The sequence below is a fragment of the Streptomyces sp. Z26 genome (assembly GCF_003665095.1).
Taxonomy (GTDB): Bacteria; Actinomycetota; Actinomycetes; order Streptomycetales; family Streptomycetaceae; genus Streptomyces; species Streptomyces phytohabitans.
Window position 1 is genome coordinate 4,245,723 of the sequence record NZ_RCHV01000002.1, and the last position, 25,834, is coordinate 4,271,556.

At 73.3% G+C, this 25,834-nt stretch carries 23 protein-coding genes; 15 read left to right on the plus strand and 8 right to left on the minus strand.

Features of this window, described 5'->3' with window-relative positions; genetic code table 11:
* Positions 1-46: 46 nt before the first annotated feature.
* Positions 47-1,414 (minus strand): polysialyltransferase family glycosyltransferase, encoded by a 1,368-nt coding sequence (locus tag D7M15_RS18885; protein ID WP_121518593.1) that lies wholly within the window; start codon positions 1,412-1,414, stop codon positions 47-49.
* Positions 1,414-2,388, minus strand: coding sequence for a glycosyltransferase family 2 protein (locus tag D7M15_RS18890; RefSeq protein ID WP_121518594.1), 975 nt, complete (start codon positions 2,386-2,388; stop codon positions 1,414-1,416). Before D7M15_RS18890 ends, D7M15_RS18885 begins: the two co-directional genes overlap by 1 nt.
* A gap of 187 nt (positions 2,389-2,575) precedes the next feature.
* On the opposite strand from D7M15_RS18890, the gene D7M15_RS18895 reads away from it, so the two are divergent.
* The 12 genes from D7M15_RS18895 (at position 2,576) to D7M15_RS18950 (ending at position 17,307) form a co-directional block, all read left to right on the plus strand.
* Positions 2,576-3,985 carry a DUF6716 putative glycosyltransferase gene (locus D7M15_RS18895; RefSeq protein WP_121518595.1) on the plus strand — a complete coding sequence of 470 codons (1,410 nt, stop codon included), beginning with the start codon at positions 2,576-2,578 and terminating at the stop codon, positions 3,983-3,985.
* Positions 3,986-4,029: 44 nt separating this feature from the next.
* Positions 4,030-5,316, plus strand: coding sequence for an acylneuraminate cytidylyltransferase (locus D7M15_RS18900; RefSeq protein ID WP_121518596.1), 1,287 nt, complete (start codon positions 4,030-4,032; stop codon positions 5,314-5,316).
* 44 nt (positions 5,317-5,360) lie between these two features.
* Positions 5,361-6,278 (plus strand): N-acetylneuraminate synthase family protein, encoded by a 918-nt coding sequence (locus D7M15_RS18905; protein ID WP_121518597.1) that lies wholly within the window; start codon positions 5,361-5,363, stop codon positions 6,276-6,278.
* Between the two features lie 13 nt (positions 6,279-6,291).
* A complete protein-coding gene (locus tag D7M15_RS18910; protein ID WP_240649370.1) occupies positions 6,292-7,566 on the plus strand; it encodes a hypothetical protein in 1,275 nt (424 codons plus the stop codon).
* 302 nt (positions 7,567-7,868) lie between these two features.
* Positions 7,869-9,101, plus strand: a complete 1,233-nt coding sequence (locus D7M15_RS18915; RefSeq protein WP_121518598.1) for an amidohydrolase — start codon at positions 7,869-7,871, stop codon at positions 9,099-9,101.
* Between the two features lie 229 nt (positions 9,102-9,330).
* Entirely contained in the window at positions 9,331-10,368 is a 1,038-nt protein-coding gene (locus D7M15_RS18920; protein ID WP_121518599.1) for a BMP family ABC transporter substrate-binding protein, read from the plus strand.
* A gap of 303 nt (positions 10,369-10,671) precedes the next feature.
* Complete coding sequence (locus tag D7M15_RS18925; protein ID WP_240649371.1) at positions 10,672-12,261, plus strand: ABC transporter ATP-binding protein; 1,590 nt, start codon at positions 10,672-10,674, stop codon at positions 12,259-12,261.
* Positions 12,258-13,370, plus strand: coding sequence for an ABC transporter permease (locus D7M15_RS18930; RefSeq protein WP_121518601.1), 1,113 nt, complete (start codon positions 12,258-12,260; stop codon positions 13,368-13,370). The genes D7M15_RS18925 and D7M15_RS18930 overlap by 4 nt, the downstream gene beginning before the upstream one ends.
* Positions 13,367-14,674: an ABC transporter permease gene (locus D7M15_RS18935; RefSeq protein ID WP_121518602.1), complete on the plus strand. Its 1,308-nt coding sequence runs from the start codon at positions 13,367-13,369 to the stop codon at positions 14,672-14,674. The genes D7M15_RS18930 and D7M15_RS18935 overlap by 4 nt, the downstream gene beginning before the upstream one ends.
* The gene (locus D7M15_RS18940; RefSeq protein ID WP_121518603.1) at positions 14,671-15,111 is read left to right on the plus strand and encodes a cytidine deaminase; all 441 of its coding nucleotides are present in this window, start codon (positions 14,671-14,673) and stop codon (positions 15,109-15,111) included. The genes D7M15_RS18935 and D7M15_RS18940 overlap by 4 nt, the downstream gene beginning before the upstream one ends.
* A 180-nt stretch (positions 15,112-15,291) precedes the next feature.
* Entirely contained in the window at positions 15,292-16,563 is a 1,272-nt protein-coding gene (locus tag D7M15_RS18945; RefSeq protein ID WP_121518604.1) for a thymidine phosphorylase, read from the plus strand.
* Positions 16,564-16,710: 147 nt separating this feature from the next.
* Positions 16,711-17,307, plus strand: a complete 597-nt coding sequence (locus D7M15_RS18950) for a Uma2 family endonuclease (protein WP_121518605.1) — start codon at positions 16,711-16,713, stop codon at positions 17,305-17,307.
* Between the two features lie 34 nt (positions 17,308-17,341).
* On the opposite strand, the gene D7M15_RS18955 is transcribed toward D7M15_RS18950, so the two are convergent.
* Positions 17,342-18,631, minus strand: a complete 1,290-nt coding sequence (locus tag D7M15_RS18955) for an MFS transporter (protein ID WP_121518606.1) — start codon at positions 18,629-18,631, stop codon at positions 17,342-17,344.
* A 149-nt stretch (positions 18,632-18,780) separates the two neighbouring features.
* Here D7M15_RS18955 and D7M15_RS18960 point away from each other — a divergent pair, with 149 nt between their 5' ends.
* Positions 18,781-19,695, plus strand: a complete 915-nt coding sequence (locus tag D7M15_RS18960) for a LysR family transcriptional regulator (protein ID WP_121518607.1) — start codon at positions 18,781-18,783, stop codon at positions 19,693-19,695.
* A 60-nt stretch (positions 19,696-19,755) separates the two neighbouring features.
* Here the strand turns inward: D7M15_RS18960 and D7M15_RS18965 are convergent, their stop codons facing one another.
* Positions 19,756-20,532 carry an alpha/beta hydrolase gene (locus tag D7M15_RS18965; RefSeq protein WP_121518608.1) on the minus strand — a complete coding sequence of 259 codons (777 nt, stop codon included), beginning with the start codon at positions 20,530-20,532 and terminating at the stop codon, positions 19,756-19,758.
* Between the two features lie 170 nt (positions 20,533-20,702).
* Here D7M15_RS18965 and D7M15_RS18970 point away from each other — a divergent pair, with 170 nt between their 5' ends.
* Both D7M15_RS18970 and D7M15_RS18975 read left to right on the plus strand, forming a co-directional pair.
* Positions 20,703-21,875, plus strand: coding sequence for an adenosine deaminase (locus tag D7M15_RS18970; RefSeq protein ID WP_121518609.1), 1,173 nt, complete (start codon positions 20,703-20,705; stop codon positions 21,873-21,875).
* A gap of 137 nt (positions 21,876-22,012) precedes the next feature.
* The gene (locus D7M15_RS18975) at positions 22,013-22,387 is read left to right on the plus strand and encodes a hypothetical protein (RefSeq protein ID WP_121518610.1); all 375 of its coding nucleotides are present in this window, start codon (positions 22,013-22,015) and stop codon (positions 22,385-22,387) included.
* A 94-nt stretch (positions 22,388-22,481) separates the two neighbouring features.
* Here the strand turns inward: D7M15_RS18975 and D7M15_RS18980 are convergent, their stop codons facing one another.
* From D7M15_RS18980 to D7M15_RS18995, 4 genes are all read right to left on the minus strand, one after another.
* The gene (locus D7M15_RS18980) at positions 22,482-22,682 is read right to left on the minus strand and encodes a PspC domain-containing protein (RefSeq protein WP_121518611.1); all 201 of its coding nucleotides are present in this window, start codon (positions 22,680-22,682) and stop codon (positions 22,482-22,484) included.
* Between the two features lie 103 nt (positions 22,683-22,785).
* Positions 22,786-23,469, minus strand: coding sequence for a VanZ family protein (locus tag D7M15_RS18985; protein ID WP_240649372.1), 684 nt, complete (start codon positions 23,467-23,469; stop codon positions 22,786-22,788).
* A gap of 83 nt (positions 23,470-23,552) precedes the next feature.
* The gene (locus D7M15_RS18990) at positions 23,553-24,275 is read right to left on the minus strand and encodes a hypothetical protein (protein WP_276314464.1); all 723 of its coding nucleotides are present in this window, start codon (positions 24,273-24,275) and stop codon (positions 23,553-23,555) included.
* Entirely contained in the window at positions 24,272-25,819 is a 1,548-nt protein-coding gene (locus tag D7M15_RS18995; RefSeq protein WP_121518613.1) for a HAMP domain-containing sensor histidine kinase, read from the minus strand. The genes D7M15_RS18990 and D7M15_RS18995 overlap by 4 nt, the downstream gene beginning before the upstream one ends.
* Positions 25,820-25,834: the final 15 nt, after the last annotated feature.

A 25,834-nucleotide genomic window follows, 5' to 3' on the forward strand; every position in this document is an offset into this window, starting at 1 on the left:
GTGCTCGTCCCGCCGTGCCTGCTCCGGCGTCCCCGCGTCGGCGCGCCTACTTCAGCGTGCTCCGCTTGATGGCCCGCGCGTGCCGGGCGACCCTGCGCACCACGGCGTTGCGCGGCAGGAACGACAGCTGGGCCGGTACGGCGCCGGGCAGCCCCAGCGCGGTGAGCCTGCGCCGCTTGAAGTACGTCCAGGTGCGCTCGTCCAGCCGCGTCGACAGGTACTGCTCCGCCTCCGGCCGCAGCCCCGGGTAGATCTGCGCCTGCATGCAGAAGCCGACCGCCCGCACCAGCCCGGTGAGGTCGCGCCGTACCGCCTCCGCGTCCGGCGTCCGCCAGGACTCCACGGCCGCCGGGTCGGCGAGGTCGGGCAGCAGCGCGTCCACGAGCGTGACGGGGACGCGGTTGCTGTTCTGGTACGGCGTCAGCCGCTCCAGCAGCAGGTCCGTACCCGTACGCGCGACGCGCAGCCCGTAGAACGCCGACGCCGTCATCAGCGCCGTGGAGAAGCAGCCGACGACGAGCGCCGGGCGCAGCCGCTCGTACAGCACCTCCGCGAGCACCGGGTCGTCCAGCACGGTGAGTTCGACGCCCAGCTCCCCGGCCTCCTTCTCCAGTACGCGGGACTGGCGGGCGGGTGCCACCGGGTGCGGCTTGAACACCACGCGGCGGTGGCCGAGGGCGACGGCACCGCGCAGCATCCGTACGTGCAGCCGCTCCTCCTCCTCGGCGGAGAGGATGTCCAGCGCCGAGAGGTACTGCCCCAGCAGCAGCGCCGGTGCCGGGCCCTGCCCCACCTTCGCGGTGACGGACTCCGGGACGTCCTCGGTCAGTTCGGCCAGCACGTCCCGGAACGCGTCGGTGGGCACCGTCTCCGGCGCCACCCCGAACTCGGTGAGCAGCAGCGGGCGCAGGCCCGGCAGCAGGTCCAGGTGGAGCACGCGGCGGACCCGGGTGCCCACCAGCGGGTCCAGCTTGTTGCGCGTCGGGCCGTAGCTCATCAGCCCGTCCGCGTACACGTCGATCGGCGCGTCCGGGAACATCTGGCAGAGCGCCAGCGCCGGGTTGACCTGGATCGACTCGACGACCAGCTCGACCGCGTCCTGGTGCGGCTCACCGAGGCCCCAGAGCAGCCGCAGATGGCGCTCCCACAGCGGCACGTCGTCGCCGCGCGGGGACCAGCCGCCGGGGTGGAACGGGCGGATCGTCTCGTTCCACGACAGCACCCGGTCGAAGCGGTCGCGCAGCCGCTCGAAGCCCGCCATCCGGTCGAGCGCGGGCGAGGTCTCGGGCGTCGCGGCGTTGTTGCTGACGAGCAGCAGCCGCCGGTCGGCGGAGTCGAAGCAGCCGGAGTCCAGGGCGGCGGCCAGGGTGGCGGCGCCGTAGAGGGACGAGGCGAAGAAGATCTGCGTACGCATCAGGCGGCCGCCTCCGCGTTCACCGGGCGCCTGCGCAGGCGGCGCAGCCGGGACGCGCGCTGCACGTCCATCGAGTCGAGGGCCTCGGTGAGCACGTCGGCGGGCAGCCGCTTCAGTGCCGCGGCGCTCATCTGGCGCAGCTTGCGTGCCACTTGCGGTTCGAACCTTCCGCTGCTCAGGTGGTGGGAGATGATCGCGCAGTACGTGCGTACGGCCTTCGGCAGCAGCTTGTCCGCCTCCGGGTCGCGGGACGTCTCGTCGATCACCCGGTCGAAGGCGGTGATGAAGTCCAGCTGCCGCACGTCCCCGATCTGCGTCAGCGACGACGCGACGCCCCGCCGGTAGAAGACGCCGGTCAGGCCGACCACGGCGAACGACTTCGCCTCGCGGTGCAGCCGCCAGATCCACGGCCGGTCCTCGGCGGTGCGCAGACCGTCCACGAAGTGCAGCAGCCCGTCGTCGAGGAGCCTGCGGTGGTAGATGCCCGCCCAGGCGTACGCGTAGTCGACGGAGGTCGTGCGGTCGGCGGGCAGGATCGCGTCCCGGGGGCTCAGTACGACGCCCCGGCGGCCGTGCGGCACGCGCGAGAGGGTGCGGGCGCGGCCGGTGCACTGGACGTGGTCCGTGCGCACGAAGTCGCAGCCGAGGCCCTCGATGGTGTCGAGGAGCTGGCGGTAGTAGCCCGGGGCGAGCCAGTCGTCACCGTCGAGGAACGTGACGTACTCGCCGTTCGCCGCGTCCAGTCCGGTGTTGCGGGCGGTCGCGAGGCCGCCGTTCTTCTCGTGCCGCACCCGCACCACGCCCCGGATGTCGCGCTCGGCGCGTTCCAGGATTTCCGGTGTCCCGTCGGACGAACAGTCGTCGACGAGAATGAATTCGAAATCCGCGCGCGCGTTGGCCTGCAGACTTCTGAGGGTGTCCAGGGCATAGGACTGCACGTTGTAGAACGGCACGATGACGGAGAGCTTGACCACCCGCGAGACATTAGGTGTCCGCCCGGCATTCGTCTTGACCTGCGGAGTACGCGCGGGTGAACGCCGTGTGGCGGAATGGTTAACCCACCGGCCGGGCAAGGCGGTTGGCCGGACGTCGATCCGCTGTTAACCGTCTGTTGTACTGGCGTTGGGCCGCGAAACGAAATGCCTTCCTAGCGTCGGTGACGTGCCCACTCGTACTTCTGAACCCGCCACCTCCCCGGTCCGGGTCGCCGTTCTCGCGGACTCCGACACGCGCTGGAAATGGGGCGTGCTGACCGCCCGCCGAATCGCTCCGGACGCCCGGATCGAGGGCCTCCTGCTGCGCGGCCGGGCCACCCCGACCCCGCGCCAGCTCGCCGAGGTGGGCGTCGAGGTCGACTCCGTACGGGAGGTCACCGGCACGCACTTCGTCCGTACGGCCGGGCGCGACGCGTACGACGTGATCGTCCTCGCCTGCGTCGGCGGCGCCGTGCAGGCGATGGTGCACGGTCTCGCGGCGAACGCGCGGGCCGCCGCCGGGGCCGGGGACACGGCGGGGGCCCGCCGCCCGGTGCTCGTCACCGGCTACGTGGGGATCGTCTACGAGAAGCTGGCCGACGGCCTGCTGCTCCGGCACGGCGCCGACATGGTGCTCGCCAACTCCCGCTACGACGCCGAGCGGTTCCGCGCGGTGTACGAGGGGGTCGGCGCGGACGGCGGGAGCGTCGTCGAGTGTGCCCTGCCCTTCCTGGGCGGCACCGGGCCGCGTCCGGACGGGGGGCCGGACGCGGTCGGCACGGCCGGGAAGCCCGCCGGTTCCCACCCGTTCACCGTGGCGTTCGCCGTCCAGCCGTCCGTACCGGACAACCGCGGCGACCGCGCGTACCTGCTCCGCCGCGCCGCCGAGCACGCCCGGCTGCACCCGGACCGCGAGGTGCTGGTGAAGCTCCGCAGCAAGCCGGGCGAGCACACCACGCACATCGAGGAGGAGCCGTACCAGCGGCTCGCCGAGCGGCTGCCCGGCGGCCTCCCCGCCAACTGCCGCCTGGTGTACGGGCACATGGGCGAGGTCCTGGACCGTACGGACCTGCTCGTCACCGTCAGCTCCACGGCCGCCCTGGAGTCCCTGCACCGCGCGGTGCCCACCGCCGTCCTCACCGACCTCGGCGTCCGCGAGGCCCTCGGCAACCACCACTTCCTCGGCTCCGGCTGCCTCGTCTCCTGGGACCAGCTCGACGCGGGCGAACTGCCGAAGGCCGACCCGGGGTGGACCGCCCGGCAGGGCGTCTGCCCGACCGACGGCGGCGCGGCCACCTCGTACGCGACGGCGTTCGACACCGCCCGCGACCACCTCGCGGACCTCGTCGCGCGCGACAGCCTGCCGCTGCCCGCGCCCTTCTACACCCCGGCCACCGCGCCCGGCTACCTGCCGCGGGTCCTCGCCCGCTACGGCTTCGCGCCCGACGGCACCCCCCGCCCCGGCACCGACACCGCCGAGGACGCGACCGGCATGCGCCGGGCCGTACGGAACGCCGTACGCGAGGCGGCGCGCGGCGCGTACCGGCACGGCGTCCAGCGCGTCGCCCCGGTGATCCGCCGGATGGGGGAGCTGTGAGCACGTCCGACCACCAGGCCGCACAGGCCGCGAAGGGAACACAGATGGCACACCCCGAGCCGACGGCAGAACCCGCCGCCGTACGGAACGACGGCGTCGGGGAACAGCACGTGCTGGCCGTCATCCCCGCGCGCGGCGGCTCGAAGGGCGTGCCCGCCAAGAACCTCGCCGAGGTCGGCGGCGTCCCCCTCGTGTCCCGCGCGGTGCTCGCCTGCCGGGCGGCCCGCCTCGTCACGCACGTCGCCGTCTCCACCGACGACGCCTCCATCGCCGCCGCCGCGCGCGCGGCGGGCGCCGAGATCGTGGAACGCCCCGACGACATCGCGGGCGACCTGGCCACCAGTGAGGCCGCCGTACTGCACGCCATGGACACGCACGAGGCGCGGCACGGGCACCCCGTGGACGCGGTGCTGCTGGTGCAGTGCACCAGCCCGTTCATCGCGGCGGAGGACATCGAGGGCGTCACGGCGGCGGTCGTCGAGGGCGGCGCGGACAGCGCGCTCACGGTCGCCGCGTTCCACGGCTTCGTCTGGCGCGACACCGACCGCGACACCCACCGTGACGCCCACCGGGGGAGCGCCGCCGAGCGGGACGCCGTCGGCGTCAACCACGACAAGGCGTTCCGCCCCCGCCGCCAGGACCGGCCGCAGGACTTCCTGGAGACGGGCGCCGCGTACGCCATGGACGGCCCCGGCTTCCGCAAGGCGGGCCACCGCTTCTTCGGCCGCACCGAGACGGTCCGTACGGACCCGGCGCGCGTGCTGGAGATCGACGACCCGCACGACCTCGCCCGCGCGCGTGCTCTCGCGCCGCTCCTCGACGCGGGCTCCGAAACGACCGCGGCGGCGGCCCCGCGCCCCACGCGCGCCGACATCGACGCGGTCGTACTCGACTTCGACGGCACCCAGACCGACGACAGGGTGCTCGTCGACTCCGAAGGACGGGAACTGGTCGCGGTGCACCGCGGCGACGGCCTCGGCATCGCCGCGCTCCGCCGGGACGCGCTGAAGATGCTGATCCTGTCCACGGAGCAGAATCCGGTCGTCGCCGCACGGGCGAACAAGCTCAAGATCCCCGTGCTGCACGGCATCGACCGGAAGGACCTCGCACTGCGCACCTGGTGCGAGGAGCAGGGCATCGCGCCGGAGCGCGTGCTCTACGTCGGGAACGACGTCAACGACCTGCCGTGCTTCGACCTCGTCGGCTGGCCCGTCGCGGTCGCGAGCGCACACGACGTCGTACGCGGCGCGGCCCGCGCGGTCACCTCCGCACCCGGTGGTGCCGGCGCGATCCGCGAGATCGCCTCGTGGGTCCTCGGCCCCTCTCTCTGACCCCCCTCAGCCCTCAGCTCCTAGCAGAAGGAACCCCTCTCCTCATGACCAACAGCAACCGCCTCCGGACCCTGGGTGACAAGACCGCCGGACCCGGCCAGCCCGTCTACATCACCGGTGAGATCGGCATCAACCACAACGGTGACCTGGAGAACGCCTTCAAGCTGATCGACGTCGCCGCCGAAGCGGGCTGCGACGCGGTCAAGTTCCAGAAGCGCACGCCCGAGATCTGCACCCCGCGCGACCAGTGGGACATCGAGCGCGACACCCCCTGGGGCCGGATGACGTACATCGACTACCGCCACCGCGTCGAGTTCGACGAGGACGGCTACCGCGCTATCGACGAGCACTGCCGCAAGGCGGGCATCCACTGGTTCGCGTCGCCGTGGGACACCGAGGCCGTCGCGTTCCTGGAGAAGTTCGACCTCCCGGCGCACAAGGTCGCGTCCGCGTCGCTGACCGACGACGAGCTGCTGCGCGCCCTGCGGGCCACCGGCCGTACGGTCATCCTCTCCACCGGTATGTCGACGCCGAAGCAGATCCGGCACGCGGTCGAGGTCCTGGGCAGCGAGAACATCCTGCTCTGCCACGCCACGTCGACGTACCCGGCCAAGGCCGAGGAACTCAACATGCGGATGATCCACACCCTCCAGGCCGAGTTCCCGAACGTGCCGATCGGCTACAGCGGCCACGAGACGGGCCTCCAGACGACCCTGGCGGCCGTCGCGCTCGGCGCCACGTTCGTCGAGCGGCACATCACCCTCGACCGCGCCATGTGGGGCTCCGACCAGGCCGCCTCCGTGGAGCCGCAGGGCCTCCAGCGCCTCGTCCGCGACATCCGCACCATCGAGGAGTCGCTCGGCGACGGCGTCAAGAAGGTCTACGAGAGCGAGCTGGGCCCGATGAAGAAGCTGCGCCGCGTCCAGGGCGTCGTGGCCGACGCCGAGCCCGCGACCGTCTGATCCGGCCGACGCGTTGAGCCACGCCGACACAGCCCCCGAGCCGGACCCGGCCGAGCCGCGCGTCGACGCGCGCCGCGCCGGGCCGGCCCGGGGGGACGGTCGCTACGCCGCCACCCTCGCGTTCGTGGAGAGCCCGGTCCAGCTGCTGAACGTACTGGAGTGGGCGCACACGAGCACGGGGCCGGCGGGGCAGGACACCGGGCCGTACGGGGACACCCGGCGGCCCGGGGACACGGGCCCGGCCGGGGACGCCGGGCGGCCCGACGGGGCGGGACGGCAGCGGCGCCGGACGGGCTGGTCCGGCAAGGCGCGGGCGTCGGCGGGTGCCCGGCCCGCGTTCGAGCTGGACGTCGTGATCCTGCCGCCGCACGACCCGATGACCCGCGGCCAGCTGCGCCGCATGGCCGAACTCGCCCGCGACGAGGGGCACTCGGTCCGGTGGGCGGAGGCGCGCGGCGGCGCGTCCGCGCCCCTCAAGACGCTCTCGTCGCTGGCCCGGCCGCTGCGCCGCGCGTCGCGGATCGTCATCGGTGACCCGTTCTCGCGCTACGTGCAGCTGCTGCTCAACCTCACCGCCGCGCGGGAGGTCGTCGTGGTCGACGACGGCACCGCCACCATGGAGTTCGTCGGCCAACTGGCCCGCGGCGAACGGCTCACCCGCTGGCACCGCAAGGGCGCCGGCGGGCCGGTCGCCGTGCTGTACGGGCCGGTGTCGCACCGCGCGCGGCGGCGGCTGACACCGACGGGCGGGCGGCGCGTCGAGGTGTTCAGCTCGATGCCGGTGGACGACACCGTCGCCGAGCTGGGCGTCACCGTCCGCGCGAACGACTTCGCCTGGACCCGCTCCCGCTTCGGCCCGCCCCGCCTCACCGGCGGTACGGACCTGGTCGGGACGTCGCTGGTGGAGACCGGGGTCGTCGACACGGACCGGTATCTGGAGGCCGTCGCCCGGCTCGCCCGCGAGCACGGCGCCACGCGCTACTTCGCACACCGCCGGGAGAGCGCCCAGAAGCTGCACCGGGTCGCGAACGGCGCGCAGCTGGAGATCGTACGGCCGGACCTGCCGCTCGAACTCGTCGCCCGGCGCGGACCGATCGGCCACACGATCCTCAGCTTCCCCTCCACGGTGGTGCACACCCTGCCGCTGGCGCTGGCGGGCACCGACGTGAAGGTCGCCGTGTGCGACGTGGACCCGGCGTGGCTGACGGAGCAGGCGTCGCCGCGCGCGCAGGGGTTCCTGTCGGGGGTCACCGGCACGGCGCGGGCGGCGCACCGGCTGCCGTCGTGAGCGCGCGGTGAACCCGCGTCGGTGGGGCCACGGCGGTGAGCCCGCGGGGTGGGGCCCACGGCGGTGACCCGCGGTGGGCTTCGTCCGTCATGCCCGGAACGTGCCCGTGTCCTGCCCCGAGGGGGCGGCGCGGGCGTCCGAGCACGCCGTGACGCACACGTCACCCTGGGCGAGAGAACGAGAAGGCATACCCAACTCTCGGTAGAGACAACCGCCGCGCAGCGTATTTTTTGGTCCCCTGTGGGGCTGAACTTTGTGTGATCCACTGTCAGTTGCCCTCCCGCACGCTCTAGGCTCCCGTCATGAACCAACTCCTGTCCCCGGAGCCGAAGGCCGCGTCACCCGGCGAACCCGCACTGCCCGGCACGTTGCCGGACGCCCTCCGTACCGAGTTGATCGCCTTCCGGCGCGACCTCCACATGCACCCCGAGCTGGGCAAGCAGGAGTTCCGCACGACGGCCGCGATCAAGGAGCGGCTGGAGCGGGCGGGGCTGGAGCCGCGCGTCCTCGCCACGGGGACGGGACTCGTGTGCGACATCGGCGGACCGGCCGGAGCCGGTGACGCCCTCGCGCTGCGCGCCGACATCGACGCGCTGCCGATCCCGGACACCAAGTCCGTCCCGTACCGCTCCACCGTCGCCGACCGCGCCCACGCCTGCGGGCACGACATCCACACCACGGTCGTCCTCGGCGCCGGGCTCGTCCTCGCGGACCTCGCCCGGCGGGGCCTGCTGCCCCGCCCCGTACGGCTGATCTTCCAGCCCGCCGAGGAGGTGCTGCCCGGCGGCGCGCCCGACGCGATCGACTGCGGGGTGCTGGAGGGCGTCGGCCGGATCATCGCCGTGCACTGCGACCCGCGGGTCGACGTCGGGCACATCGGGCTGCGCCAGGGCCCCATCACCTCCGCCTGCGACCGGCTGGAGGTGGCCCTCAGCGGGCCCGGCGGCCACACCGCGCGCCCCCACCTGACGACCGACCTCGTCGCCGCGGCGGCCGCGGTGGCCACCGAGGTGCCCGCGCTGCTGTCCCGCCGCGTCGACACGCGTTCCGGCGTCTCGCTCACCTGGGGCCGTATCGCCTCCGGTCACGCCTGCAACGTCATCCCGCAGCGCGCCGAGCTGTCCGGCACCCTGCGCTGCCTCGACCTGCCCGGCTGGCACGCGGCACCCGACCTGGTGCACGCCGCGATCGACGAGGTGGCCGCCCTGCACCGGGCCAAGTCGGAGATCAACTACGTACGCGGAGTGCCTCCCGTCGTCAACGAGCCCGGCGCCACCGAGCTGTTGCACGACGCGATGGTGGCGCGGCGCGGCCCGTTCGGCGTGGAGAACACCGAGCAGAGCCTCGGCGGTGAGGACTTCTCCTGGTACCTGGAGCACGTGCCGGGCGCCATGGCCCGGCTCGGTGTCCGTACGCCGGGGGAGCGGGCGGTGCGCGACCTGCACCAGGGCGACTTCGACGCGGACGAGCAGGCGATCACGGTGGGCGTGGAGCTGTTCACCGCCGCCGCGCTGCTCGACGCGGGCCGCTGGTAACTCCCGCTCGCGACCCCGGAGTCCGGCCCCGCGCCACCCGCACGTCGGGCGGCGCGGGGCCGCTCCCGTACGCCGTCGGCCGGGTGCCGTACGTACGCGCGCCACCCGCGCTTAACACCGATCCGATAACGGCCCAGGCGGACGCCTTTACGTGCTATCTACGCGCGTTAATCTGGGGCGGCAATCAGCGCCGGAAGTGGCGCTTCCGAGAGTCGAAGGGGACGTCCTCGTGCGTCGGGTACCCAAGCTTGCAGCCGTGGTCAGCGCCACCGCGGCCCTCGCACTGACGGCCACGGCCTGCGGTGAGAGCTCCACCGAGTCCAACTCCGGCAAGGACAAGGGCGTGGGCCTCGCCTTCGACGTCGGCGGCCGCGACGACCACTCCTTCAACGAGTCGGCCGCGCGCGGCGCCGACAAAGCGAAGAAGGACCTCGACGTGGACGTCGAGATGCTGACGGCGGGCAACAACGAGACCGAGGAGGACCGCGTCCAGCGGCTCACCTCGCTCGCCCAGGACGGCTACAACCCCGTCATCGGCGTCGGCTTCAGCTACGGCAAGTCGATCGAGAAGGTCGCGAAGGACTTCCCCGACACGACGTTCGCCGTCGTCGACTCGGTGTCCGAGGGCAAGAACGTCGACAGCATCGTCTTCTCCGAGCACGAGGGCTCGTACCTCGCGGGTGTCGCGGCGGCCCTCAAGACCAAGACCGACAAGGTCGGCTTCATCGGCGGCGTGAACAACGCGCTGATCCAGAAGTTCGAGGCGGGCTTCGCGCAGGGCGTCAAGGACACGGACCCGAAGCTCAAGCTCACGTCGGAGTACCTCTACCCGACGAACGACAAGGGCTTCAACGACCCGGCCGCCGCCAAGGAGAAGGCGAAGGGCATGCTCGACCGGGGCATCGACGTAATCTACTCCGCCGCGGGCCAGTCCGGCGCCGGCTCCATCGAGGCGATCAGCAAGCAGAAGGGCGCCTGGGCGATCGGCGTCGACTCCGACCAGTACCAGCAGCCGGGTCTGGCGAAGTACAAGGACTCGATCCTCACCTCCGTCGTGAAGAACGTCGACGTGGCCGTCTACGACCTCATCAAGAGCGTCGAGGACGACAAGCCGCTCACCGGCACCAACGCGTACACCCTCAAGGAGGACGGCGTCTCCCTGGCGACGTCCGGCGGGTTCATCGACGACATCACGTCGAAGATCGACGAGGCCAAGAAGAAGATCGCGGACGGCGAGATCAAGGTCAGCGAGTCCCCGAAGAAGTAGCGGCGACCCGTACGGCCGGTCACACCGGGCCCGGTGCGGTGAGGTCACCCCTCCGCACCGGGCCCGTTCCACGTCCAGGGCACGCCCCTCCGCCAGCGGTACGCGGACCCCGGCGACCCCCGGCACACCGGGTGGTCCCGGCGGCGGGGAGGCTACGCGCGTAGGGCCGGAGCGGGCGCGATAGCGTCGCCTTCGCCCCACACCCTCCACTCCGGTCGGCCCGTCCCAGGCCGACCCCCTCCTTCACCCCGAGGAGAGTGCGTCATCACTTCCAGCAGCAGCCCGCCGACCGGCGGTTCGCCGGTGGACAGCGCCACCGGCGCGGCCGGGGCCGACGCCGCACCGGCGGTCCGGCTCCACGGCATCACCAAGCGCTTCCCCGGCGTCGTCGCCAACCACGACATCGACATCACCGTGCGGCGCGGCACCGTCCACGCCCTCGTCGGTGAGAACGGCGCGGGCAAGTCCACGCTCATGAAGATCCTCTACGGCATGCAGCAGCCGGACGAGGGCACCATCGTGCTCGACGGCGAGACGGTGACGTTCGGCAGTCCCGCCGACGCCATCTCGCGCGGCATCGGCATGGTGCACCAGCACTTCATGCTCGCCGACAACCTCACGGTCCAGGAGAACGTCGTCCTCGGCGCCGAGAAGCTGTACGGCATCCGCGGCGGCGCCCGCCGCAAGATCACCGAACTGTCCGACGCGTACGGCCTGAACGTCCGCCCCGACGTCCTCGTCGAGGACCTCGGCGTCGCCGACCGCCAGCGCGTCGAGATCCTCAAGGTCCTCTACCGCGGCGCCCGTACGCTCATCCTCGACGAGCCCACCGCCGTCCTCGTGCCGCAGGAGGTCGACGCCCTCTTCGACAACCTCCGCGAGCTGAAGGCGGAGGGGCTGACCGTCATCTTCATCTCCCACAAGCTGGGCGAGGTGCTGTCCGTCGCCGACGACATCACCGTCATCCGGCGCGGTACGACCGTCGCGGCCGTGCACCCCTCCGAGACCACGCCGAAGCAGCTCGCGGAGCTGATGGTGGGCAGCGAGCTGCCGTCGCCGGAGACCCGCGAGTCGACCGTCACGGACGTGCCGATGCTCACCGTCGACGGCCTGCGGCTGTCCGCGACCGACACGGACGGCGCCGTACGCACGGTGCTCGACGGCATCACGTTCACCATCCGCAAGGGCGAGGTGCTGGGCGTCGCGGGCGTCGAGGGCAACGGCCAGGCCGAGCTGGTCGAGGCCGTGATGGGCATGCGGCACCCGGACCGCGGCACGGTCACGCTGGACGGCGACGACATCTCCCGCCTCAGCACCCGCAGGCGCCGCGAGGACGGCATCGGCTACATCCCGGAGGACCGGCACCGGCACGGACTGCTGCTGGACGCGCCCCTGTGGGAGAACCGCATGCTCGGGCACGTCACCGAGACCCCGAACAGCCGCGGCCAGGTCCTGGACCTGAAGGCGGCCCGTACGGACACCGAGCGGATCGTCAGCGAGTACGACGTCCGCACACCGGGCATCGAGGTCACCGCCTCCAGCCTCTCCGGCGGCAACCAGCAGAAGCTGATCGTCGGCCGCGAGATGAGCCACCACCCGAAGCTGCTGATCGCCGCGCACCCCACCCGGGGCGTGGACGTCGGCGCGCAGGCGCAGATCTGGGACCAGATCCGCGAGGCGCGCCGCGAGGGCCTGGCGGTGCTGCTGATCTCCGCCGACCTGGACGAGCTGATCGGCCTCTCGGACACCCTGCGGGTCATGTACCGCGGCCGCCTGGTCGCGGACGCGGACCCCGCCACGATCACCCCCGAGGAGTTGGGCTCCGCGATGACCGGCGCCGCCAGCGGCCATCTCGAACACCACGAGGACGGGACCGGAGGGGAGCGGTCGTGAAGCTCGACAGGAACAGGCTGGTCCTCGCCGTCGCGGCGCCGCTGCTCGCGGTCGTCACCGCGCTGGTGATCACCTCGCTGATCATCGCGGCCACCGGCGAGGACCCGTTCCGCGCCTACCAGGTGATGCTGGACTTCGGCTCCAAGAGCGACAGCCAGGTCTGGATCATCAACAAGGCCGTCCCGTACTACCTCTCCGCGCTGGCCGTGGCCATCGGCTTCCGGATGAACCTCTTCAACATCGGCGTCGACGGGCAGTACCGCATCGCGGCCTTCTTCGCCGCCGTCGTCGGCGGGGCGCTGTCGCTCCCCGGCTTCGTGCAGATCCCGGTGATCATCCTCACCGCGATGGTGACCGGCGCCATCTGGGCCGGTATCGCGGGCGTGCTGAAGACCACCCGGGGGGTCAGCGAGGTCATCACCACGATCATGCTGAACTTCACCGCGGGCTCCCTGATCGGCTACTTCCTCCAGGAGGGCCGCCTCGCGGAGAAGGACGGGAACCTCTTCCACACCCCGGACATCCCGGACTCCGGCCACTTCTTCACGTTCCCGACGAACCCGAACCCGGTCGGCGGCTTCATCGTCGTCGCCGTCCTGGTCGGCGCCCTCTACTGGTTCGTGATCAACCGCACCCGCTTCGGCTTCGACCTGCGCGCCGTCGGCCGCTCGGAGTCCGCGGCGGAGGCCAGCGGCGTCAGCGTGAAGCGCATGGTGTTCACCTCGATGGTGCTCTCCGGGGCGGCCGCCGGGCTGGTCGGCATGCCCACGCTGCTGGGCGAGTCGTACAACTACGGCAACGACTTCCCCACCGGCATCGGCTTCACCGGCATCGCGCTCGCCCTGCTCGGCCGCAACCACGCGGTCGGCATGGCCTTCGCCGCGCTGCTCTGGGGCTTCCTCGACCGGACCGGCAGCCAGCTCGAACTGGAGGGCTACGCGCAGGAGATCATCGAGGTGATGAAGGGCGTCATCGTGCTCTGCGTCGTCATCGCCTACGAACTGGTGCGCCGCTACGGCCTCCGCCTCCAGCAGCGCAGGGTCGGCGAGGAACTCGCCGCGCAGGCCCGGGACAACGGCACGAACGACAAGGCGGGGGTGTCCGCATGAGCACGAACATCACTGCCAGGCTCCAGGGTTCGCTGAGCGGCGCGGGCAAGGACAAGCCGGGCGCGGACGGCTCCGGACGGCGCCGCCTCACGTACCCGGTGGTCCTGCTGCTCGTCGCGGGCGGGCTGGTCTTCCTCTCGGCGCTCCGCGCCATCACCGACGTCGACGACCTGACCAGCTACGGGCAGTACAGCGCCGCGCTGGGCTGGGCCGTGCCGATCGGGCTGGCCGGGCTCGGCGGCCTGTGGGCCGAGCGGGCGGGCGTCATCAACATCGGCCTCGAAGGCATGATGATGCTCGGCACGTTCGCCGCCGGCTGGATCGGCTGGCAGCACGGGCCGTGGGCCGCGGTCGCCGCGGGCATCCTCGGCGGCGCGCTCGGCGGCCTCGTGCACGCCGTCGCGACCGTCACCTTCGGGGTCGACCACATCGTGTCCGGTGTCGCCGTCAACATCCTGGCGCTGGGCATGGTGCAGTTCCTCGCGAAGCTGTGGTTCGGCGCCCCGGGCAGCGACGCGGCCTCGCAGGGCGGCAACGACAAGCAGTCGCCGCCGATCGACGACATGCCGACGTTCACGGTGCCGGGGCTGGCCGACTGGCTGGCCTCCGTCGAGAAGCACGAGTGGTTCCTCGTCTCGGACACCGCGGGCATCCTCCGCGCCGCCTGCGACAACGTGTCCTGGGTGACGCTCCTCGCCGTGCTCCTCTTCGTCGGCACGTACGTGGTGCTGTGGCGTACGGCCTTCGGGCTGCGGCTGCGTTCCTGCGGCGAGAGCCCGGTGGCGGCCGAGTCCCTGGGCGTCAACGTCTACACGTACAAGTACGCCGCCGTCGTCGTCTCCGGCGCCCTCGCGGGCCTGGGCGGCGCGTTCCTCGCGGTGTACGTGCACCACTACCAGGAGAACCAGACCGGCGGCCGGGGCTACGTCGGCCTCGCCACCATGATCTTCGGCAACTGGCGTCCGGGCGGCGTCGCCATGGGCGCGGGCCTGTTCGGCTTCATGGACGGCTCCCAGCTGCGCGGCGGCGGCCCGACGATCCACGCGCTGCTGCTCGTGGCGGCGCTGCTGCTCGCCGGGTACGCGGTGTGGAAGTTCCGCGGCGGCAACCGTACGGCCGCCGCCGTGGCGCTCGTCGTCGCCGTGCTGACGGCGACCTGGTACGCGCTCACCGACACGGTGCCGCTGGAGCTGGTCGAGGCCAGCCCGTACCTCACCACGCTGCTCGTGCTGTCCCTGGCGGCGCAGCGACTACGGACGCCGAAGACGATCGGCAAGCCGTACCGCAGAGGCCAGGGCGCATGACGTCCGGGCACACGCGGGGGCCCGCGGGCGGCACGGCCGTCGACTGGACCGGCCTGCGGGCCACGGCCCGGGACGTCATGTCCCGGGCCTACGCCCCGTACTCCGGCTTCCCCGTCGGCGCCGCGGCGCTCGTCGACGACGGCCGTACGGTCGCCGGGTGCAACGTGGAGAACGCGGCGTACGGCGTCGCGCTCTGCGCCGAGTGCGGCCTCGTCTCCGAGCTGTACGCCACCGGCGGGGGCCGTCTCACGGCGTTCACCTGCTGCGACCGGCACGGCGAACCGCTGATGCCGTGCGGCCGCTGCCGCCAGCTGCTGTGGGAGCACGGCGGCCCGGACATGCTGGTCGACACGGCGGGCGGCGTACGGCCGCTGTCCGACCTGCTGCCCGCCGCGTTCGACGCGAAGGACCTCGCGGAACGCCACGGCGACCGCTGACCGCTGACCGCCGGGGCAGCCGCGCGCCGCACCACGGCGGCCGCCGAACCGCACGGGTGCCCGCCGCCGGGCCGGACGACGTCGGGACGTACGCCACCAGGACGTACGCCCGCAGGACGTACGACGTCGCCGGGCCGGTCGGGTCGCCCCGTACCACCCGTACCGAAGGAGCCGAGTCCCATGGACGCGATTTCCGTCATCCGCGCCAAGCGCGACGGACAGCCGCTCAGCGACGACCAGATCGACTGGGTCATCGACGCGTACACACGCGGCGAGGTCGCCGACGAGCAGATGTCCGCCCTCGCCATGGCCATCCTGCTGAACGGCATGTCGCGTGCCGAGATCGCCCGTTGGACGGCGGCCATGATCGCCTCCGGCGAGCGCATGGACTTCTCCTCGCTCAGCCGCCCCACCGCCGACAAGCACTCCACGGGCGGCGTCGGTGACAAGATCACGCTGCCGCTGGCACCGCTGGTCGCGGCGTGCGGCGCCGCCGTACCGCAGCTGTCCGGACGCGGCCTCGGCCACACCGGCGGCACCCTCGACAAGCTGGAGTCGATCCCGGGCTGGCGGGCGTCGCTCAGCAACCCGGAGATGCTGGACATCCTCGACGCGAGCGGCGCCGTGATCTGCGCGGCGGGCGACGGGCTGGCCCCGGCCGACAAGAAGCTGTACGCGCTGCGCGACGTCACCGGGACCGTCGAGTCCATCCCGTTGATCGCCAGCTCCATCATGAGCAAGAAGATCGCGGAGGGCACCGGCTCCCTCGTCCTGGACGTGAAGGTCGGCTCGGGCGCGTTCATGAAGAACGCCGCCGACGCCCGCGAACTCGCCGCCACCATGGTCGGCCTCGGCAACGACCACGGCGTACGCACCGTCGCCCTGCTCACCGACATGTCCACGCCGCTCGGCCTCACCGCGGGCAACGCCCTGGAGGTACGCGAGTCCCTGCACGTCCTCGCGGGCGGCGGCCCCAAGGACGTCGTCGACCTCACCCTGGCACTCGCCCGCGAGATGCTGGACGCCGCCGGGCTCACCGACGCCGACCCGGCGAAGGCCCTCGCGGACGGCTCCGCCATGGACCACTGGCGCCGCATGATCAGCGCCCAGGGCGGCGACCCCGACGCGCCCCTGCCGACCGCCCGCGAGCGGCACGTGATCCCGGCCCCGGCCTCCGGCGTGCTCGCCCGCCTCGACGCGTACGCCGTGGGCGTCGCCGCCTGGCGCCTCGGCGCGGGCCGGGCGCGCAAGGAGGACCCGGTGCAGGCGGGCGCGGGCGTCGAACTCCACGCCAAGCCGGGCGAGGAGGTCACGGAGGGCCAGCCGCTCCTGACGCTGCACACGGACACGCCGGAGCGCTTCCCGTACGCGCTGGAGGCACTGGCCGACGCGTACGAGGTCGGCACCCTCGCGGCCTCGCCGCCGCCGATCGTGCTGGACCGCATCGACTGACGCGCGGGGCGCGGACGGGGCCGTGCGAGGGCGGAACGTCACTGCTGACCTGCGGGTTTCCCGTACGGGTGACGCTCCGCCGCTGGACCGTTCCGGCAGGGGTTCGGCATGATGGGATCGGCGACGCACCGATATGAGGAGACCGCCATGACCGCACTCCCCGTCGACCACGGGCCGGACTCCGGCTACGACTGGTACGACGACCAGGTCGTTCGTGTCTGGAAGGGCACGCTCGTACCCGAGGGCTGCAAGGTGGAGATCATCGAGGGGATCGTCACCGTGGCACCGCCGCCGTCCAACGCACACAACTTCGCCGCCGAGGAACTCCAGCGGCTGCTCTACACCGCCATGCCCGGGGACTGCGGCGTCTACCAGACCCAGGGTGTCACCATCGGTGGGACCAGCGAGCTGTACATCCCGGACCTGGTCGTGCTGGCACGGGAGGTCGTGCGCAACAGTCCTGGGTACGCCGTCCCCGCCGAGGAGGCGTTGCTCACCGTCGAGATCACCTCACGGGGCAACGCCAACCACGACCGCGTGGCGAAGGCGCGCGGCTACGCGCGGGCCGGGGTCCCGCTGTACCTGCTGCTCGACCCGTGGCACTCCGGCAGGCCGACCGCCACGCTGTTCGGGGAGCCCGAGGGCGGGACGTACCGGATGCTCCAGGCCGTCGAGTACGGCGGGGTGCTGACGCTGCCGGAGCCGTTCGACCTGAAGATCGACACGGCGGTCCTCCAGGACTGACGGCCGCCCCCACCCCCGTCCCGGCCCCGCGGTCTCAGCCCGCCGCCACCGTCGTCGCCGTCGCGCGCGACTCCCGTACGGCGCGCCGCGTCGCGTACAGCGTCACGCACGCCGCCAGCGCCAGCGCCGCCAGGGCGAAGGCGGCCGTGGCGCCCCAGCCCGCCGCGCGGTAGGCGAGCGCGCCGACGGCGCCGCCGAGGGAGCTGCCCAGGTAGTACGCCATCTGGTAGAGCGCCGCCGCCTGCGCGCGGCCCGTCGTGACCGTCCCGCTCACCGCGCCGGAGGCGACGACGTGCCCGGCGAAGAAGCCCGCCGTGATCAGCACCAGACCGGCGATCACCACGGCGAGGCGGCCCGAGAGGGACAGCAGCAGCCCCGTGGAGGCGGTGCCGATCGCGAGGTACAGCGCGCCGCGCCGCCCGAGCCGGGCGGTGAGCCGCCCGGCGGCGGTGGAGGAGGCGGTGCCGACGAGGTAGATGACGAAGACCGAGCCCGCCAGCCCCTGGGACAGCCCGAACGCGTCGCCGGTGAGGCGGTAGCCGATCACCGTGTAGACGGACCCGAAGACGGTCATGAACAGCAGCCCGATCGCGTACAGCCGCAGCAGCAGCGCGTTCCCGAGGTGCCCGCGTACGGTGCGGGCGAGCGCGCGCGGGCTCGCCGCCTGCGGGGTGAAGTGCCGGGCGCGGGGCGCGAGGACGCAGAACGCGACCACGCACAGCAGCGAGGTCGCGGCCACCGCCGCGAGCGCCGCCCGCCAGCCCCACGCCTCGGTGACCCAGCCGGTGAGGATGCGGCCGGACATGCCGCCGATGCTGTTGCCCGCGACGAACAGGCCGACCGCGCCGACCAGCGCCTTCGCCCGTACCTCCTCGGAGAGGAACGCCATGGCGGACGCCGGTACGCCCGCGATGGCCGCGCCCTGCACCACCCGCAGCGCGATCAGCCAGCCCAGCGAGGGCGCGAGGGGCAGCAGCAGGGCCAGCCCCACGGCGACGCCGAGGGCGACGGTCATGACACGGCGGCGCCCGTAGCGTTCGGAGACGGCGCTGAGCGGCAGGACGGCGAGGGCCAGCCCGACGGTCGCGCCGGACACGGTCCAGCTGGCGTGGTCGGCGGGGACGCCGAGGTCGGCGGAGATGGTGGGCAGCAGCGCCTGCGTGGCGTACAGCAGCCCGAACGCGGCCAGCCCGGCGGCGAACAGCGCGAGCGTCATCCGGCGGTAACCGGCCTGCCCCGGGCGGAGCCTGGTCGACTCGGGATCGGTCTCGGCGGGTACGGAGTCCACCGCTCCGGTGGGCGCGGCCGTGTCGGCGGAAGGCATGGACCGAACGTACGACCGCGTCCGCTGATGCGTCCAATGCGTGGAACTGCGAGAATCGTTCCCGTCACGCATCACGCCTGTACGGCGCGGTGTCCCGCGCGCCGAGGGGCCGCCCGTACCGCCGTCCGTACGAGAGGGAGCACCGCCCGATGACCGCCGACCGCTGGGGCGCCGCCCTCACCCCGCGCCTCGCGCACTTCGTCGCCGTCGCCCGGCACGAGCACGTCACCCGGGCCGCGGACGAACTCGGCGTGCCGCAGTCGACGTTGAGCCGCGCCGTGGCCCGCCTCGAAGCGGACCTGGGGGTGGCCCTCTTCGCGCGCCGTGGCCGTACGGTCGCGCTCACCCCGGCGGGCCGTACGTTCCTCGCGTCCGCCGAACGGGCCCTGGCCGCCGTCGAGGAGGCCGCCGAGACCGTACGCGCCGACGCCGATCCCGCCGCGGGCAAGGTCGCGTTCGGCTTCCTGCACTCGCTCGGCTGGGAGACCGTGCCCGGCCTGATCCGCGCCTTCCGCGCCGAACACCCGCGCGTCCGCTTCGCGTTGGTGCAGAACTACGGCGAGGCGATGCTGGAGCGCCTGCGCGCGGGCGAACTGGACCTCTGCCTCACCTCGCCCGTACCGGACCCGGACGACCCCGACGTGGTCGCCCGCCGCCTCGACGAGCAGCGGCTCAGCCTGGTCGTACCGGACGACCACCCGCTGGCGGCGCGGAAGCGGGTGCGCCTCGCGGAGGCGGCGGACGAGCCGTTCGTGACGCTGGAACCGGGGTACGGGCTGCGGCACATGCTCGAAACCCTCTGCGCGGAGGCCGGGTTCCGGCCGCGGATCGCCTTCGAGGGCGAGGAGACGGAGACCATCCGCGGGCTGGTGGCGGCGGGCCTCGGCGTCGCGCTGCTGCCGCCGCCGGGCATCGCGCGGCCGGGCGTACGCGAGCTGGCGGTCACGGCGCCGCGCGCGGTCCGCGAGATCGGCCTCGCCTGGTCGCGGGGGCGGGCGGATACCCCGCCGGTGGCCGCGTTCAAGGGCTTCCTGCTCGGCCACCGCGGGCACCTGCTGCCGTGACGTCCGTCGGCCACCTGCTGCCGTACGTCCGCCGCCCCGGCGGCGGGCGGGCGCGGGGGATCAGCGCGGGAGCGAGCTGCCGAACCCGGCGGCCAGCGGCATCCGCAGCCCCAGCGGCGGCGGCGCCGCGAGGGCGTCCGCGAGGGGGCGGGCGAAGTCCCGGCCGCCCAGCGTGCCGAGGACGAAGTCCTCGGCGAGGGCGGTGACTTCGGCGCGGTGCTGGTGCAACCCGTGCCCGTCGGAGTGCACCTCGAAGCGGCAGACGTCGGCGTTGGTCTTCTTGGCGCGTTCCGCCAGCCGGTACGACAGCTCCGGGTCGCTCCGCTCGTCGTTCGTGCCGTGCACCAGCAGTACCCGCCGCCCGGCCAACTGCGCCACCGGCTCCCGCTCGACCGCGCCCGGCTCGTCCGCCGGGTCGGGCAGCCACGGAGCGATGGCCAGCACGGCGCTGACGGCCGGGTGCCCGCCCGCGCGCAGTGCCGCGCGCCCGCCCACGTCCGTACCGACGAGGCAGACGGACACGTCGCCGTAGCGCCGCACCACCTCGTCGACGGCCCACTCGGTGTCGGCCACGGGGTGGGCGGCGGCGCCGTTCCAGCCGCGGTAGCGGTAGTGGACGAGGTGGACCGCCAGGGCCTCCTCCTGGCCCGCGCGCGCGATCCGGCGCGCCAGCGGCAGCGCGGCGGCGACGGACACGGCGGAGCGGCGGCGCAGGCCGCGGGGCTCGCCGCCGGGCAGCAGGAGTACGACTCCCTGCACCGATCGGCGTTCACCCATCGGCCGCCCCAACTTGGCTTCCCGGTCCGGCAGTCGGTCCGGCGACGCTTGCTGAGCCATGGCAGAACGATGACAGAAGGCGGGGTGCGACCGCCCGTGCCCGTTGATCACCTTTGGGTATCGAAGCGCGGTCCCCGCCTGCCTGTTCGGAAGCGGACGGGCCCGCTCCGGCGGGTACGGGGAAGCGCCGCGCACTGCCGATCTACGCGCGTAGGCGTTACAGTGCGAAGATGACGAGCGAGTCCCCTCTCACCCTCCCCACGAGGGAGCAGATCCGCCGCGCCCCGAAGGCGCTGCTGCACGACCATCTCGACGGCGGTCTCCGTCCGGCCACGATCATCGAGCTGGCCCGGGAGTGCGGTTACGACGGCCTTCCCGAGCCCGACGACGCGGGCCGGCTGGAGACGTGGTTCCGCGAGGCCGCCGACTCCGGTTCGCTGGTGCGCTATCTGGAGACGTTCGCGCACACCTGCGCGGTCATGCAGACCCGCGAGGCGTTGACGCGCGTGGCCGCCGAGTGCGCCGAGGACCTGGCGGCGGACGGCGTGGTCTACGCGGAGGTGCGGTACGCACCGGAGCAGCACCTCGAACGGGGCCTCACCCTGGAGCAGGTCGTCGAGGCCGTCAACGAGGGCTTCCGCGAAGGCGAACGGCGTGCCCGCGCCGCCGGGCACCGCATCCGCGTCGGCGCCCTGCTCACCGCGATGCGGCACGCCGCGCGCGCCCTGGAGATCGCCGAACTCGCCAACCGCTACCGCGATTCGGGCGTCGTCGGCTTCGACATCGCGGGCGCCGAGGCGGGTCACCCGCCGACCCGGCACCTCGACGCGTTCGAGTACCTGAAGCGGGAGAACAACCATTTCACGATCCACGCGGGCGAGGCGTTCGGCCTGCCGTCCATCTGGCAGGCGCTCCAGTGGTGCGGCGCCGACCGGCTGGGCCACGGCGTACGGATCATCGACGACATCGAGGTCGCGGACGACGGCACGGTCGAACTGGGGCGCCTCGCGTCGTACGTACGCGACAAGCGGGTGCCGCTGGAGCTGTGCCCGACGTCCAACCTCCAGACGGGCGCCGCCCCGTCGTACGCAGAGCACCCCATCGGGCTGCTGCGGCGGCTCCACTTCCGCGCCACGGTGAACACGGACAACAGGCTGATGGGCGGCACGACCATGAGCGAGGAGTTCGCGCACCTGGTGCGGACGTTCCAGTACACGCTCGACGACATGCAGTGGTTCACCGTCAACGCGATGAAGTCCGCGTTCATCCCTTTCGATGAACGGCTGGCCATGATCAACGAAGTGGTCAAGCCGGGGTACGCCGAGCTGAAGGCCGAGTGGCTGTTCCACGGCTCGACTCCGGAGGCCGCGCTGACCAGCGGTTCCGGCGGCTCGGCGGGCTGACGCGCGGCAGCGGGGGCCCGGCTCCGGCGCGGGGGTGACACACCCCGTCCGGCCGCCGGGGCTTCCTTGTGACCGGTCCTGATGTGTGGCTACGTTCGCCGGGCTCCACCCACCTCCACGCAGGGACGTAGTCACTCATGAAGCAGGCAACCCTCAGGACCCTCGGCACCGCCGCGCTCGGCGCCGCCTTCGTCGCGGCGGGCTCCGGCTCCGCCTCCGCCATCGACCTGACCGGCACGCTGGGGCCGGTCCACGAGCCGGTCAACCAGCTGGCGCAGGACGTCGCGCCCCTCCAGAACGCGCTCGTCGGCGAGGGCTCCATCGCCAAGGCCCCGACGACGCCCGAGGACGTCGTGTCCGAGGAGCGGCTGGCGGAGGAGCGCTCCGCGCCGGGCCCGCTGGGCAACCTCTCGTCGTCCAACGCGGGCGAGCTGCTCGGCGGCCTCCCGCTGGTCGGCCAGCTCACCGGCTCCACCGGCGGCCTGCCGACCACCGGCGTGCCGCTGGGCTGACCGCCACGGCGCGGCGCCCGCCGTGGGGGCGGGGGCCGCGCCGGGCGCTCGGCTCACCAGGGTCGGTCACCGGGCGGGTGTCACCAGCCGGGTGTCACCAGGCGGTGCGCTCGTGCTCGTTCGGCAGGAGCACCCACAGCGCGAGGTAGAGCAGGAACTGCGGCCCCGGCAGCAGACACGAGACGACGAACAGGATGCGCATCGTGTTCGACGTGGTGCCGAAGCGGCGGGCCAGCCCGGCGCACACTCCGCCGAGCTTCCGGTCGTCGCGGGGGCGGGAGAGGGCGGTGGACATGACGGGCTCCTTCGGTTTCGCGGGCGGTGTTCCGGCGCCCCGCCGCGGTCGGTGGTGTCCGCCGCGGCCGGTGCTCCGGACCGTGTGCCCACGCTAGGAGGATTCAGCCCGCGAGTCGTCCGGCCAGCGAGCTACCCGGACCCTGGGACTTCTCGGGGTGGCTCCGGGCGACCTCGTCCTTCAGGCTTACGTGGTGCTTCAGCCCCGGGTGGTGCCGGAGCCCCGGACGGCGCTCCCGGCCGACGTGCCCCTTCAGTCCGACGCGACCCCTCAGTCCCGTCCGACCCTTCAGCCCGACGAGGCCGTAAGGCCCCACGCGCCGCAGCCGGGCCCGTACGCCACCGCGCCCCGTGCCGCCGCCCCGGAGCAGCCACCGCCGCAGCGGCGGGTAGAGCAGCAGGTACGCGGCGCCCACGCCCGCGGTGTTCAGCATGACCGCGTCCACGTTCCCGACCTGTCCGGGCACGCCCGTCTGCGCGAGCGCGATGGCCAGGGCGACGAGCGCCCCCGCCACCGTCGTACGGAACGCGGTGCCCGCCAGTCCCCGCCGCAGCTGCCCCGTGGCCAGCGGCAGCAGCACCCCCAGCGGGGCCAGCAGCAGCAGTCCGCCGCCGATGCCGTGCAGCGCCTCCTGCGGCCCGCCCGCCAGATCGGCGCGGATGGTCGTGAACGGGCGCAGATTGGTGGGGGAGACCCAGAGGACCGAGCGGGGGCGCAGGGTCGCCCAGGCCACCGCCAGGAGATGCGCCAGCAGCAGCACGGCACTGGCCGCTCGGACACGGGACAAGGGAACGCCGCTCTCGGCATGACGCTGCACGGGGAGAAGGACGCCCGCCCCGAACCGGTGGTTCCGCTGCCGGGTGTGACCCGCTACACCACGGTTCCGGCGGTCTCCGCCGCTTCTGGGTCGTTCCGCAGCGAGGAGTCGCACTCGTACCGGCGCAGCGTCTCCCCCTCGCCGCCCGCCGGTCCGCCGACGACCACCGCCCCGTCGTCGTCCGCGATGCCCGTGTCCGCGTACGAGCACACGACCTGCGCCAGCGCGAACTCCGGCAGCCGGTCCGGCGCCGTGCTGAGCCGCAGCGCGTTCTCCGGGTCGCCCGCCCGGCCCGTGGTCACCCGGAGGTCGCGCGGCACCGCGCTGGCGAAGCCCGCGGTCTCCTCGTCCGTGCCGGGCGGGTCCTGCAACTCGTCGAGGAGGGCGCCGACGAAGTCGGGGCGCTTCTCCGGGAGTCGGACGAGCCGCTGCACCGGCGCGACGCGGGAGCCGCACACCAGGTAGACGCGTGCCGTGGTGCTGTCCGGGACCGCGCGGGTCTCGCCGCCGCCGGGGACCACGCACGGGACCCGGGACGGCGCGGCACCGGCGTCGACCGGTACGGAGGTGGAGCGGATGCCGCAGCCGCCGAGGAGGGCGGCGACGGCGCCCAGCGCCAGCGCGCCCGCGGCGAGCCGGCCGGCCCGGCCCGTACGGCGCCCCGCGCCCGTACGGCGTGCCCCGACGCCCGTCCGGGACGCACCGCCCGTACGGGAGCCCCCGCCCGCACCCGGCTCCCCGCCCGTACGTCCCGCGCGTGCGCGCCCCGGGCTCATGGTGCCTTCCCCTCGTCCGGTGCGGGCCGGTCCGTGTCGCGGTCCTCGCCCGCCGCGGCGAGCCCGCTCGCGTCCTGCGGCAGCCGCAGCGTGAACACCGCGCCGCCGTCCGCCCCCTGGGCGTTCCGCGCGGTGATCTCGCCGCCGTGGATGTGCGCGTTCTCCAGCGCGATGGACAGCCCGAGGCCGCTGCCCTCGGAACGCGGCCGGGACGCGCTCGCCTTGTAGAAGCGGTCGAAGACGTGCGGCAGCACGTCCTCCGGGATGCCCGGCCCGTGGTCCGCGACCTCGATCAGCAGCTGCTCCTCGCCGGTCGTGGACCACCCGGTGCGTACGGAGACCCGTACCGGGGAGCCGCCGTGCTTCAGCGCGTTGCCGATGAGGTTCGCCAGGATGACGTCCAGCCGTCGCGGGTCGAGATGGGCCATCAGGCCGCGGTCCGCGTCGAGTTCGACGGCGTCGAGCCAGGCGCGCGCGTCGACGCAGGCCGTCACCTGGTCCGCGACGTCGACGGTGTCCAGGACCAGCCGGGCGGTGCCCGCGTCGAAGCGGGTGACCTCCATCAGGTTCTCGACCAGGTCTCCGAGGCGCCGTGTCTCGCTCACGACGAGCCCGACGGCCGGCGCGATCATCGGGTCCAGGTTGTCCTGCTCCTCCTCCAGCACCTCGGTCACCGCCGAGATCGCCGTGAGGGGCGTACGCAGCTCGTGCGACATGTCCGCGACGAACCGCCGCGACGACGCCTCCCGCGCGCTCAGCGCCTCCACCTGCTGCTCCAGGGACTCCGCCGTACGGTTGAACGTACGGGAGAGGTCGGCCAGTTCGTCCGCCCCGGACACCTTTAGCCGGGTGCTCAGCTCCCCCTCGCCGAGCCGCCGCGCGGCGTCCGCGAGCCGCCGTACGGGACGCAGCACCGTCGTCGCGGCGGCCTGCGCCAGCAGCATGGCGGCGATCAGGGCGAGGCCGGTGGCGATGCCCAGGGACCAGGCCAGGGAGTTGAGGTCGTCGCGCTCGGGGGCGAGGGACTTGAGCATGTAGCCGGTGGGTGTGGGCCCTTCCCCGACCAGCTTGGCGCCGCCGACGAGCTGCGGCTCCTCGCCCTTGGTGATGCGCTGCCAGTAGAGGTGGTACGGGAAGTCGTTGTCGTCGTCGACCGGCCGTTCCCGGCCGACGGCGCGGGTCAGTTCGGCGGGCACGTCGTCGAGGGTGAAGTCGTTCGCGTCCGAACTCACCGTGCACCGGCGGCCGTCGCGGTCGGTGGCGCGCAGCACCACCTCGTAGCTCTGGGTGGAGTCGGCCATGCGGACCGCCGCGTCGCGGAGTTCGTCGCAGCCGAAGCCGGTCGGCAGCTGCCCCGCGCTGTCCTCCATGGCCTTGCGGAAGTCGTTGAGCGCGGCGTTCTGGGCGCGGGTCAGGACGGCGTCGCGGTTCAGCCAGTACGCGATGCCCGACGCGGAGACCGCGGCCGTCAGCGCGACGAGCGCGAAGACGATGACCAGGCGCAGCCGCAGGGACGGGAGGATGCCCAGCACCCGGCCGCGCATCCGGCCGGGTGGAGC